Annotated in this window: 12 protein-coding genes and 1 pseudogene; 5 read left to right on the top strand and 8 right to left on the bottom strand. The window is 68.8% G+C overall.

The window, feature by feature from the left end:
* Positions 1–148: 148 nt before the first annotated feature.
* From AACZ35_RS08520 to AACZ35_RS08505, 4 genes are all read right to left on the bottom strand, one after another.
* The gene (locus AACZ35_RS08520; RefSeq protein WP_339828214.1) at positions 149–688 is read right to left on the bottom strand and encodes a PH domain-containing protein; all 540 of its coding nucleotides are present in this window, start codon (positions 686–688) and stop codon (positions 149–151) included.
* Positions 681–854: an Arc family DNA-binding protein gene (locus tag AACZ35_RS08515; protein WP_339828213.1), complete on the bottom strand. Its 174-nt coding sequence runs from the start codon at positions 852–854 to the stop codon at positions 681–683. Before AACZ35_RS08515 ends, AACZ35_RS08520 begins: the two co-directional genes overlap by 8 nt.
* A gap of 10 nt (positions 855–864) precedes the next feature.
* Positions 865–1737 carry an SPFH domain-containing protein gene (locus AACZ35_RS08510; RefSeq protein ID WP_339828212.1) on the bottom strand — a complete coding sequence of 291 codons (873 nt, stop codon included), beginning with the start codon at positions 1735–1737 and terminating at the stop codon, positions 865–867.
* Between the two features lie 111 nt (positions 1738–1848).
* Positions 1849–2769: a hypothetical protein gene (locus tag AACZ35_RS08505; RefSeq protein WP_339828211.1), complete on the bottom strand. Its 921-nt coding sequence runs from the start codon at positions 2767–2769 to the stop codon at positions 1849–1851.
* 105 nt (positions 2770–2874) lie between these two features.
* On the opposite strand from AACZ35_RS08505, the gene purT reads away from it, so the two are divergent.
* Positions 2875–4074, top strand: a complete 1200-nt coding sequence (gene purT, locus AACZ35_RS08500) for a formate-dependent phosphoribosylglycinamide formyltransferase (protein ID WP_339828210.1) — start codon at positions 2875–2877, stop codon at positions 4072–4074.
* Here the strand turns inward: purT and AACZ35_RS08495 are convergent.
* From AACZ35_RS08495 to AACZ35_RS08480, 4 genes are read right to left on the bottom strand one after another with little or no spacing between them, the layout of a single operon-like run.
* Positions 4061–5269: an endonuclease/exonuclease/phosphatase family protein gene (locus AACZ35_RS08495; RefSeq protein ID WP_339828209.1), complete on the bottom strand. Its 1209-nt coding sequence runs from the start codon at positions 5267–5269 to the stop codon at positions 4061–4063. The genes purT and AACZ35_RS08495 overlap by 14 nt on opposite strands.
* A gap of 37 nt (positions 5270–5306) precedes the next feature.
* Positions 5307–6029 carry an arginyltransferase gene (locus AACZ35_RS08490; protein WP_339828208.1) on the bottom strand — a complete coding sequence of 241 codons (723 nt, stop codon included), beginning with the start codon at positions 6027–6029 and terminating at the stop codon, positions 5307–5309.
* Between the two features lie 20 nt (positions 6030–6049).
* Complete coding sequence (asd, locus tag AACZ35_RS08485) at positions 6050–6892, bottom strand: archaetidylserine decarboxylase (RefSeq protein WP_339828207.1); 843 nt, start codon at positions 6890–6892, stop codon at positions 6050–6052.
* Complete coding sequence (locus AACZ35_RS08480; RefSeq protein WP_339828205.1) at positions 6889–7557, bottom strand: SCO family protein; 669 nt, start codon at positions 7555–7557, stop codon at positions 6889–6891. Before AACZ35_RS08480 ends, asd begins: the two co-directional genes overlap by 4 nt.
* A gap of 84 nt (positions 7558–7641) precedes the next feature.
* On the opposite strand from AACZ35_RS08480, the gene prmB reads away from it, so the two are divergent.
* The 4 genes and pseudogenes from prmB to AACZ35_RS08460 form a co-directional block, all read left to right on the top strand.
* Positions 7642–8562, top strand: coding sequence for a 50S ribosomal protein L3 N(5)-glutamine methyltransferase (gene prmB, locus AACZ35_RS08475; protein WP_339828204.1), 921 nt, complete (start codon positions 7642–7644; stop codon positions 8560–8562).
* A gap of 6 nt (positions 8563–8568) precedes the next feature.
* Positions 8569–9663, top strand: a complete 1095-nt coding sequence (gene aroC / locus AACZ35_RS08470) for a chorismate synthase (protein ID WP_339828202.1) — start codon at positions 8569–8571, stop codon at positions 9661–9663.
* A gap of 30 nt (positions 9664–9693) precedes the next feature.
* Entirely contained in the window at positions 9694–10716 is a 1023-nt protein-coding gene (locus tag AACZ35_RS08465; protein WP_339828201.1) for an aspartate-semialdehyde dehydrogenase, read from the top strand.
* Positions 10717–10795: 79 nt separating this feature from the next.
* A pseudogene (locus AACZ35_RS08460) lies at positions 10796–11308 on the top strand (hypothetical protein); the annotation flags it as partial.

The following is an 11308-nucleotide window of genomic DNA, read 5'->3' as shown; positions in this document are numbered from 1 at the left end:
CCTCTTCAAGCATGGCCAGGAACCGGCTGGCGATGGACGTGCGGGTCTCGTCGCCGCGCACCGCCGCGCCTGCGGGCAGCTGCGGCAGCGCGAACAACACCAGCAACAACAGGAATCGGACAGGCCCCATGCCTGCCACCTTAGCCCCTCAGGCGCTGGCGCGGCGCAGGATGTCCAGCACCGCCTGCGGGTGTTCGAAGCTCAGCAGCCAGACCCGGCCGTCGGCGTGCGGCAGCGCCAGCACCTTCGAGACGTCGGTGACCAGGCAAAAGGCCTTGCGCTTGTCGCGCAGCATGAAGTGGCCGGCCCAGTAGCCGGGCAGTCCGAAACCATTGGTCTTGAGCATCGGCTTGAATTCGGTGTGCTCGCGCGTGTCCACCACGCGCGCCTGGTCGAGCCGGAAGTCCGACAGCGGCGACTGCCGGCTGTAGTAGGTGGCCTTGACGCGAAGCTGCTTGCCGTCGAAGGCGACCTGGCGCCGCCACATCGGCAGCAGTATGGCCAGGATCAGCAGCGCGACCAGGGCCTGCATCGCCAGGATCAGCACGGCTTTTTCCCCTTCGGCGCGGGCGAAGGCGATAGCCAGGACCGCGGTGGTGGCCGGCACCAGCGTGCCCAGCACCACGGCGAACCAGATCGCCGCCTTGCCAATGGGGGGCAGGGCGAAGTTGCGGAAATTGTCAGTCATCGCCGTTCTCTTCCGGTTTTTTCAGGCGGCCCTGCTTGCGCAGGGCTTCGCGCAGCACGTATTCGATCTGGGCGTTCACCGAACGCAGCTCGTCGTCGGCCCAGCGCTGGACGGCGTCCAGCACCTGGGCATTGATGCGCAGCGGGTAGGCTTTTTTTTCCGCCAAGATCCCGGCCTCAGTACACGCTGCCGGCGTTCACCACCGGCTGCGTGCCGCGTTCGGCGCACAGCACCACCAGCAGGTTGGACACCATCTGCGCCCGGCGTTCGGGGTCGAGCTCGACCACGTTGCGGTCCGACAGCTGTTCAAGCGCCATCTCGACCATGCTCACCGCGCCTTCGACGATGCGGGTGCGGGCGGCGATGATCGCGCTGGCCTGCTGGCGCTGCAGCATGGCCTGGGCGATTTCCGGCGCGTAGGCCAGGTGGCTGATGCGCGCTTCGATGACGTGAACGCCGGCCTGGGCCAGGCGGTCCTGGATTTCATCGGTGAGGTGCTTGGAGATCTCGGTCGCGTGGCTGCGCAGGGCGATGGTGCCCTCTTCGTGCTGGTCGTAGGGATAAACCGTGGCCATGGCGCGCAGCGCGGCTTCGGACTGGATGTGCACGAAACTTTCGTAGTCGTCGACGTTGTAGACGGCCTCGGCCGAGTCCACGACCTGCCAGACGATCACCGAGGCGATTTCGATCGGGCTGCCGTCGAGCTCGTTGACCTTGAGCTTGCCCGACTCGAAGTTGCGCACGCGCAGGCTGACCTTCTTGGCCGAGAAGAACGGGTTGTTCCAGCGCAGGCCCTGGTCCTTGACCGTGCCCACGTACTTGCCGAACAGGCTCAGCACGGCAGCCTGGTTGGGTTCGACCATGTAGAAGCCGCCCAGTCCGACCACCACCAGCAGCATGATCAGTGCGCTGAAGAACAGCGCCATGCCGCTTGCGCCGCCGCTGCCAGGCAGGTTCTGGACGAACAGGAAGATGGCGAAACCCGCCGCGACGATCATCAGCAGCAGCGTGGGGATGCCGGGGAAGGAGCGGATGGTCTGTTCTTTCATGACGAGCCTCCTGGGGAATGAAGGGATGATATCAAATAGATATCAAAAGTCACCCCCCGGAAGTCACCCGTCCGGCCGGGCCCGGCAAAGCTTTTAAAATCAGTGGCTTGGCTAGCGGATGAGCCGGTAGCGCAGGAAAGGCGAGGGCAGCTGCTCGCTGCCGATCACGATTTCCGTGCCCGCCGGGTCGAAGGCCAGGGCCTCGGCCTGGGGCAGCCAGGGCATCAGCAGGTGCGGCATCTTGCCCCCCTGGTCCAGCACCCCGCGCCAGTCGCCGCCGCGCGGGCGGATCAGGAAGTGCACCGACTGGTAGTTCAGCACGGCCAGCACCCGGCCGTTGGGGCTCAGGTCGGCGGCGGTCACCTGGGCGCGGTAGCGGCCATAGACCGGGTTGTCCATCAGGGTCTGGGCGTTGGGCTGTTCGATGCCGGGCAGGGTGCCCAGGCGTTCGGCCACCACCGGGTCGCGGCCCGGGCGCAGTGGCACGCGGAACAGTTCCGCCGGCACGCGCTTTTTCGAGACCAGCAGGATTTCACCGGCCACGGGGTCCACGGCGGCGGCCTCGCAGTCGCGGGCGCCGTCGGGCCAGGTGAAGCGGATCGTCCAGGCCAGCAGCGCCGGCTGGTCCAGTTCACGCGGCTGTTCAAGCACGTACAGCTGCAGTTCGCGGCGCAGGCCGCCGTTGTCGCCGACGTCGGCGATCAGCAGGTAGTCGCCGCCTTCGAAGCGGAAGCTGGCCAGGTCTTCCCAGTCGCGGTTGGGCACGCCGGGTGTGTCCACGCTGCCGCGATAGCTGCCCTTGCCGTCCACCAGGTGCAGCTGCGCCGGGCTGCCGCTGTCGTTGATGGCCCAATAATGGCCGGGGAAGTGCGTGGCCGCGGCCAGGCCGCTTATTTCGCCGATGGCGCGGTGGGTCACCAGGCCGCTGATTTCAGGCTCGCTCCAGCGCGCGGCCTGGGCCGTGGCGGCGGCAAGCAGCAGGGTGGACAGCAGCATGGCGGCGAGGGGGCGGGCAGTCGGGAAACGGGTCATGTCGGGTCGTCAGGCTAGTGCCCGAGCATGACAGAAAGCAGCGCGAGCCGGCGACGCGGCGACCGCCGCTACAATGGCGGCTTCCCCGCCTTCTGAATCGCCGCCATGTCCGACCAGACGTCCGTCACCCTGGGCACGCCGCTGTCCGCCTCCGCCCGCCGTGTCCTGCTGCTTGGCTCGGGTGAGCTGGGCAAGGAAGTCGCCATCGAGCTGCAGCGTTTCGGGGTCGAGGTGATCGCCGCCGACCGCTACGCCGACGCGCCGGCCATGCAGGTCGCGCATCGTTCGCACACGCTGAACATGCTTGACCCGGCGGCGCTGCGCGACCTGATTGCCCACGAAAAGCCCGATCTGGTCGTTCCCGAGATCGAAGCCATCCACACGCCGACCCTGGTCGAGTTGGAAGCCGACAAGGGCCAGCGCGTGGTGCCGACGGCGCGCGCCGCACGTTTGACGATGGACCGCGAGGGCATTCGCCGCCTTGCGGCCGAAACCCTGGGCCTGCCGACCTCGCCCTACCGCTTCGTCGATACCGAAGCCGAGTACCTCGAGGCCGTGGCGGCGATCGGCCTGCCCTGCGTGGTGAAGCCGGTGATGTCGTCCTCGGGCAAGGGCCAGAGCACCGTGCGCAGCGAAGCCGATGTCGCCAAGGCCTGGGCCTACGCCCAGTCCGGCGGCCGGGCCGGGCAGGGCCGCTGCATCGTCGAGGGTTTCGTGGATTTCGACTACGAAATCACCCTGCTGACCGTGCGCCACCGCGACGGGACTTCTTATTGCGATCCCATCGGCCACCTGCAGGTGGACGGGGACTACCGGGAAAGCTGGATGCCGCAGCCGATGTCGGACGCGGCGCTGGCGCGTTCGCGCGAAATCGCCAAGGCGATCACCGACGACCTGGGTGGCTGGGGGCTGTTCGGCGTCGAGCTGTTCGTGAAGGGCGACGAGGTGTGGTTCAGTGAAGTGTCGCCTCGCCCGCACGACACCGGACTGGTCACGCTGGTGTCGCAGGAACTGAGCGAGTTCGCCTTGCACGCCCGCGCCATCCTGGGCCTGCCCATCCCGGTGATCCGTTGCCTGGGGCCTTCGGCGTCCTGCGCGGTGCTGGCCACCGGCCACGGCGTGCCGGAGTTCGGCAACGTGGACGGCGCGCTGGCCGAGCCCGACACCCAGCTGCGCCTGTTCGGCAAGCCGCGCGTGGAAGGCCACCGCCGCGTCGCCGTCACCCTGGCCCGCGATACCGACGTTGACGCCGCGCGCGCCAAAGCGCGGCGTGCGGCCGAAGCCCTGCAGGTCAGTCTGGGTTAGTCAGGTCGACCCAGACCATGTGGTGGTCGGTGGCGTCGAGCCACTCCGCCCCGGGCTGGCCAGGCGCCGGCCAGAACACGCCGCTGCCGGTCACGCCGAAGCCCACAGACGGCAGCACGTAGTCCACGCGGAAATTGCCGTTGCGCGGACCGAACTGAGCGGTGTCGTGCGCGGGCGAAGAAGACTGGCCTTCGTTGGCGGCGGTTTCGCCGGAAGCGGCCACCGCGCCATCGCTGCGCGGCGTGGCGTAACGCAGCACGCGCGGATGTTCGAGCAGCTGCTGGATCGTGCCCGGCAGGCTGCTGCCGTCGGCCGGGTCGGCGTTGTAGTCGCCGACGATCACGAAACGTTCGCCTTCGGGCAGGCCGCCGCAGCGCGACTGGTCGTCGCACAGCCAGGGTTTGTCACCCGGCGAAACATACTCCGCCCACAGCCTGATCTCGTCGTGGTTGCGGGCGGCGTTGCGCCGTTCCTTGCCATCGAACACCGGCGGCGTCGGATGCGCGGCCAGCAGGTGCACGGTGCCCAGCGGCGTGTTGATGGGCAGGTCCCAGTGCGACTTCGAGCTCAGCCGCAGCTGGCGCCAGGTTTCTTCCGGATACCAGGCCTCGCCCGTGGCCGGGTCCTTCGGCGAAAGCGCGCCCGGCATCGCGGCCCAGCGCAGCAGGCGGAAGCTTCGCGCCGCATCCGTGTCGATCGGGTAACGCGACAGCACCAGCATGCCGTACTGGCCCGGGTGCAGGCCGTAACCCCAGGCGTCGTTGCCGCGCTCGCGGCCCTGGGTGGCGACGCGGCCGTTGAGGTCGAGGTCCAGGCCGCTGGGTTCGCCGGTATTGACCGGCGCGATGTAGTGGTAGGGATAGGTGATCGCTTCCTGGCCGTGCTGCCCGACGCCCAGGTAGTCGCGCATGAACAGCGCTGCGGCGGCACCTTCGGCGTCGTAGTCGAACTCATTGATCAGCAGCACGTCCGGGCGCTGGCGCTGGATCACCGCGGCGATCTTGCGCGCCTCCGGGTCGCCGGCCTGCAGCCGCGCCAGCAGGCCGCCGGCTTCTTCGGTGTAAAGCGAGGTATTGAAGGTGGCGACCCGCAGGCTCACCGGATCGGCGGCCGTGGCGACGGGGCCATTGGTCCGGCAGGCCGCCAGGACGAACAGGGAAAGGGCCAGCAGGCCAATACGGAGGGCAGGGTGCATGGGGCGCGATTGTGCCCGATGGACGTGACGCCGTCGCTCATTCCGGGTCCGGCAGGGTCCGCCAGCGGGGGCCGTCGAGGTATTCCAGCGGCCGGTAGGCGCGCTTGTAGGCCATCTTGCGGTGGCCGTCGATCCAGAAACCCAGGTAAACGTAGCCGCGGGCCTCGCGCCGGGCGCGTTCGACCTGGGCCAGGATCGCGTAGGTGCCCAGGCTGCGCGCGGCCAGCGCGGGGTCGAAGAAGGTGTAGACGGCCGACAGCCCGTCGGGCAGGACGTCGGTGACCGCCAGGGCGACCAGTCGCCCGTCGAGCCGGAACTCCATGAACTCGGTCGGGCTCCAGCGGCAGGCCAGGAAGGCATCGAAGTTTTCCGGCGCCGGGTCGTCCATGCCGCCACCGGCGTGGCGGGTGTCGAGGTAGTGGCGGTAGAGCGCGAAGTTTTCTTCGGTGCGCTCGGGCGGCGCGATGCTCATTGCCAGGTCGGCGTTCCGGGCCAGGCAGCGTTTCTGGGCGCGGTTGGGTTCGAAACGTTCGGCCGGGATGCGCACCGAAATGCAGGCCCGGCAGCTGGCGCAATAGGGCCGGTAGACGTGGCCCCCGCTGCGGCGGAAACCCATCGCCAGCGCCTGGCCATACACCGACGGCAGGTGCGGGTCGGTGGGGTCGATGATCAGGTCGCGCGCCAGGCGGTCGGGCCAGTAGCCGCAAGGATGCTCGAGGCTCTGGAACAGGCGGATTGCGTGCTGGCCACTGCTGCGCATGTGGGCAGTCTAGCGTTTATTCAGCGCCGGACGCGGCCCAGGCGCTGGCCGACGCGGGTCTGGGTTTCGGTGGCGAAACTGTCGAGTTCGACGGCGTCGCGCGGGAACAGCAGCACCACGGTCGAACCGTAGTTGAAGCGCGCCATTTCGGCGAAGCGGCCGAGGGTGACGCCCTGGCCGCGCCAGTCGCGGCGGATCAGCTTGTTGGCATAGGCGGGGATCTCGACGCCGTTCCACACCGTTTCCACGCCCGAAACCAGCATCGCGCCGACCATCACCGAACACATCGGCCCGAAGTCGGTTTCGAAGTGGCAGACCAGGCGTTCGTTGCGCGCGAACAGGCGCGGGATCGCCTGCACGCCCCAGGGCGCGACCGTGAACAGCCGGCCCGGCACGTGCAGGGTTTCGACCAGGGTGCCTGCCCAGGGCATGTGCACGCGGTGGTAGTCGCGCGGCGAAAGGTAGACGTTGGCGAACCAGCCGTCGGCGTAGGGCGCGGCCATGGCCTCGTCGCCCAGCAGTTCGGCGGCGGTGAAGGACTGGCCCTTGGCCTGGAAGATGCGGCCCTGCTCGATGCGCCCGACCTGGCTGACCTTGCCGTCGGCCGGCATCAGCAGCGTGTCGGGGTCGGCGTCCGCGACGCGCGCGCCCGGGCGCAGTTCGCGGGTGAAGAAGGCATTGAAGTGCGGGTAGTTGCGCGGCTCCGGGTCGGCGGCTTCGGACATGTCGACGCCGAACTTGCGGATCACCAGCGCGATCAGCCAGTCCTTGAAGCGGCCGTTGGTGGACCGCGCCACGCCATAGGCCAGGCGCGAAAGCAGCCGGTGCGGCAGCAGGTACTGCAGCGCGACCTTCGGGCTCACGGCGCCACCTCGGCCAGCAGCGCCAGGTCGGCGGCGATGTCCTCGGGCACGAAGGGCGGGCGGATCAGGCCCACCTGGCGGCCCTGCGCGTCCAGCACCACCAGGGCGCTGGAGTGGTCCATGGTGTAGTCGCCGTCCTCGAGCGGCACCTTCATGTAGACCAGGCCCAGGCTGGTGGCGAAATTTTCCAGCGCCGGCTCGGGCGCGGTGGCGGCCAGGGTGTCGGCGTGGAAGTAGCGGGCGTATTCACCGGTCTTGGCCGGCGTGTCGCGCTCCGGGTCCACGGAGACGAACAGGACCCGCGGCCGGCGACCTTCGGGCAGGTGGTCCCACTGCGCCTGGGCGCGGGACAGGTCGGTCAGCGTGGTCGGGCAGACGTCGGGGCAGTTGGTGAAGCCCAGGAACACCACCGTCCAGCGGCCCTGCAGCTCGGCCGGCTCCAGCGCCGTGTCGTCGGACTGCTGCAGCGCGAAGGCCGGCACGGTGCGCGGCGCCGGGAACAGGCGCACGGCCTTGAGCTGGTCCGGGTCCACCGCGGGCAGCGCGGCGACCGGGGCCGCCGGGGAGGGCGCCGTGCCCGGCGACATCAGGACCTGGGCGGCCCAGAGGCCAAGCCCGGCGGCGATGGCGGCGACAAGGATGAGCAGCGTCTGGCGATTGAACACGTGGAACCCCGGGGGCCTGGTGGATGCCGGCAATTATAGGCCGGGCGCGGCTATACTCCGGCCATTGCAAGGGATTTCAAGAACATGCCGGCGGAACTTGCCACCATCATCGACTTCATCCGCTACGGCGCCAGCCGTTTCAACGCCGCTGGCCTCAGTTTCGGCCACAGCATGGACAACGCCCTGGACGAGTCCACCCAGCTGGTGCTGCACGCCCTGCACCTGCCGCACGACCTGGGCCCGGCCTACGGCCAGGCGCGGCTGACCACCGAAGAACGGCAGGAAGTCCTGTCGCTGTTCACGCGCCGCATCAACGAACGCATCCCGGCCTGTTACCTCACCGGCGAGGCCTGGTTCGCCGGCCTGAGCTTCAAGTCCGATTCGCGCGCGCTGGTGCCGCGTTCGCCCATCGCCGAACTGATCGAAACCGGTTTCGAACCCTGGCTCGGCGGTCGCGAAGTCAGCCGCGTGCTGGACATGTGCACCGGTTCGGGCTGCATCGCCATCGCCACCGCGCACTACCACCCGCACTGGCAGGTGGATGGCGTCGACCTCAGCGAAGACGCGCTGGCGCTGGCCCGCGAAAACGTCGAGCGCCTGCACGCGGACAACGTGCGCCTGGTGCATTCGGACCTGTTCCACAACCTCGACGGCGAGGTCTACGACCTCATTGTCACGAATCCGCCCTACGTCACCCACGCCGAAACCGACGCGCTGCCGGCGGAATACAAGCACGAGCCGGAACTGGGACTGCGCGCCGGCGACGACGGCCTGGACCTGGCGCTGGAAATCCTGCGCGACGCGCCCCGCCATCTTTCCGAGCACGGCCTGCTGATCTGCGAGGTCGGCGAAAGCGAACGCGCGCTGGTGAAGCTGCTGCCGGACGTGCCCTTCAACTGGGTCGAGTTCAAGGTCGGCCAGATGGGCATCTTCGTGGTCGAACGCGAAGACCTGGTGGCCCACCACGCCAGCATCAAGGCGCTGGCCGATGCGCGCAGGGCCTGAGCCCACGTGAGCGACAACAGCTTCGGCCGCCTGCTTCGGGTCACCACCTTTGGTGAAAGCCACGGGCCGGCGATCGGCTGCGTCGTTGATGGCTGCCCGCCTGGCATCGCCCTGGCACCGGAAGACTTCAGCCACGACCTGTCGCGCCGTGCCACCGGCAAGACCCGGCACACCTCGCAGCGCCACGAGGCCGACGAGGTCGAGATCCTAAGCGGCGTGTTCGAGGGCCAGACCACGGGTACGCCAATCGCCCTGCTGGTGCGCAACACCGATGCGCGCAGCAAGGACTACGCGAAGATCGCCGACCAGTTCCGCCCGGGCCACGCCGACTACACCTACCTGCACAAGTACGGCATCCGCGACCCGCGCGGCGGTGGCCGCAGTTCGGCCCGCGAAACCACCATGCGGGTGGCGGCCGGCGTCATCGCCCGCAAGTGGCTGTCCGATCGTTTCGGCGTGCAGGTGCGCGCCTGCGTGTCGCAGGTGGCCGGCCTGGTGCCGGGCCGCTTCGACTGGGACGCGGTTGAATCCAATCCCTTCTTCTGGCCCGACGCGGGGCAGGTGGCCGAACTCGAGGCCTTCATGGACGCGCTGCGCAAGTCCGGCGACTCCGCCGGCGCCCGCGTGCAGGTGCAGGCCCTGGGCGTGCCGCCGGGCTGGGGTGAACCGGTCTACGGCAAGCTCGACGCCGAGATCGCCGCGGCCATGATGTCCATCAACGCCGTCAAGGGCGTGGAGATCGGCGCCGGTTTTGCCTGCGTCACCCAGAAGGGCAGCGAACACCGCGACCTGATGTCGCCCGAAGGTTTCGCCAGCAACCACGCCGGCGGCATCCTGGGCGGCATTTCCAGCGGCCAGCCGATCGACGTGTCGGTGGCCTTCAAGCCCACCTCCAGCCTGCGCCTGCCCGGGGCCACGGTCGACCGCAGCGGCGCCGCCGTTGAGGTCATCACCACCGGCCGCCACGACCCCTGTGTCGGCCTGCGCGCGCCGCCCATCTGCGAAGCCATGCTGGCCCTGGTGCTGATGGACCACGCCCTGCGCCACCGCGCCCAGAACGCCGACGTCGCGCCGGTCACGCCGAAGGTTCCCGGCGGCTGACGTTCCCCCGATTTTTGCTACGGAAGATCCATGAGCGACAAGACTTTCAATGTTGCGGTAGTTGGCGCCACCGGTGCGGTGGGCGAGGCGATGCTGGCGATCCTGGCCGAGCGCAATTTCCCCATCGGCAAACTGCACCTGCTCGCCAGCGCGCGCTCGGCCGGCGAAAAGATCAGCTTTGGTTCGCAGAAACTGGTGGTCGAGGACCTGGCCGGCTTCGACCCCACCGGCATCGACGTCGCGCTGTTTTCCGCCGGTGGCTCGGTGTCGAAGGAATTCGCGCCCAGATTCGCCGCCGCCGGCGCCGTGGTCATCGACAACAGCTCGGCCTTCCGCTATGACGACGACGTACCGCTGGTCGTGGCCGAGGTGAATCCCGAACAGGTGGAGAACCGCCCGCGCGGCATCATCGCCAACCCCAACTGTTCGACCATGCAGATGCTGGTCGCGCTGGCGCCGATCCATCGCGCCGCCGGCATCGAGCGCATCAATGTCGCCACCTACCAGTCGGTGTCGGGCGCTGGTCGCAGCGCCATGGAAGAGCTGGGCCGGCAGACCGCCGCGATGCTCAACTTCCAGCCGCATGAACCGGCGAAGTTCCCGGTCCAGATCGCCTTCAACCTGATCCCGCACATCGACGAATTCCTGGACAACGGCTTCACCAAGGAAGAAATGAAGATGGTCTGGGAGACCCGGAAGATCCTGGGCGACGATTCGATCCAGGTGAACCCGACCGCCGTGCGCGTGCCGGTGTTCTTCGGCCACGCCGAGGCCGTGCACCTGGAGACCCGCCGCAAGCTGGGCGCCGCCGAGGCGCGCGAGCTGCTCGAAGCCGCGCCGGGCGTCGAAGTGGTGGACGATCGCGAGGCCGGCGGCTACCCGACGCCGGTGACCCATGCCGCCGGCACCGACCCGGTTTATGTGGGCCGCATCCGCGAGGACATCTCGCATCCGCGTGGCCTGGACCTGTGGATCGTCGCCGACAACATCCGCAAGGGCGCGGCGCTCAACGCCGTACAACTGGCTGAACTCGTGGTCAAAGTCCGTTCCTGACCGGTATATTCGCCAGCAATGACGTCGGGGCTACCGCAGGGGAGTGGTCGCGCCATCCACAGTCGGGGAGAAACCGCGCGTGAAAATCAGGCATCTGCAGCTTCCGTTGGCTCTTGCTCTCGCCTTTGGCGCCGCGCCCGTCCACGCCCTGGGCCTGGGCGCGCTCGAGGTGAAGTCGGGCCTGAACCAGCCGCTGGTCGCCGAAATCCCCATCCTGTCCGCGGCCCCGGGTGAACTCGAGGAGCTCGAGGTCCGCCTGGCGTCACCCGAGGCCTTTGCCCGCGTCGGCCTGGAACGCCCGGTCGGCCTGACCGCCAACCTGCAGATGGAGGTCGGCCGCAACGCCCAGGGCCAGCCGGTCATCCGCGTCACCACCTCCAGCCGCTTCAACGAACCCTTCCTGACCTTCCTGATCGAGGCCAACTGGGGCCGCGGCAGCGTGGTGCGCGAATACAGCGCCCTGGTCGATCCGCCGCACATCGCGCCGGCCGTCATCCGTCCGCTGGAAACCCCGGCGGTCGCCGCGGCGCCGGTGGTCAGCGCGCCGCCGGCGCCGGTCGCCCCGGCCGAGCCGGTCGCCCTGCCCGAAGAG

This window comes from uncultured Arenimonas sp., assembly GCF_963976025.1.
Taxonomy (GTDB): domain Bacteria; phylum Pseudomonadota; class Gammaproteobacteria; order Xanthomonadales; family Xanthomonadaceae; genus Arenimonas.
This window is presented reverse-complemented; position numbering and strand designations above follow the sequence as displayed.

Excerpts from the sequence above, each read along its gene's own strand:
- AACZ35_RS08520 (WP_339828214.1), bottom strand. The coding sequence starts at position 688 with ATGACTGACAATTTCCGCAACTTCGCCCTGCCCCCCATTGGCAAGGCG.
- AACZ35_RS08510 (WP_339828212.1), bottom strand. The coding sequence starts at position 1,737 with ATGAAAGAACAGACCATCCGCTCCTTCCCCGGCATCCCCACGCTGCTG.
- AACZ35_RS08505 (WP_339828211.1), bottom strand. The coding sequence starts at position 2,769 with ATGACCCGTTTCCCGACTGCCCGCCCCCTCGCCGCCATGCTGCTGTCC.
- purT (WP_339828210.1), top strand. The coding sequence starts at position 2,875 with ATGTCCGACCAGACGTCCGTCACCCTGGGCACGCCGCTGTCCGCCTCC.
- AACZ35_RS08495 (WP_339828209.1), bottom strand. The coding sequence starts at position 5,269 with ATGCACCCTGCCCTCCGTATTGGCCTGCTGGCCCTTTCCCTGTTCGTC.
- AACZ35_RS08490 (WP_339828208.1), bottom strand. The coding sequence starts at position 6,029 with ATGCGCAGCAGTGGCCAGCACGCAATCCGCCTGTTCCAGAGCCTCGAG.
- prmB (WP_339828204.1), top strand. The coding sequence starts at position 7,642 with ATGCCGGCGGAACTTGCCACCATCATCGACTTCATCCGCTACGGCGCC.
- AACZ35_RS08465 (WP_339828201.1), top strand. The coding sequence starts at position 9,694 with ATGAGCGACAAGACTTTCAATGTTGCGGTAGTTGGCGCCACCGGTGCG.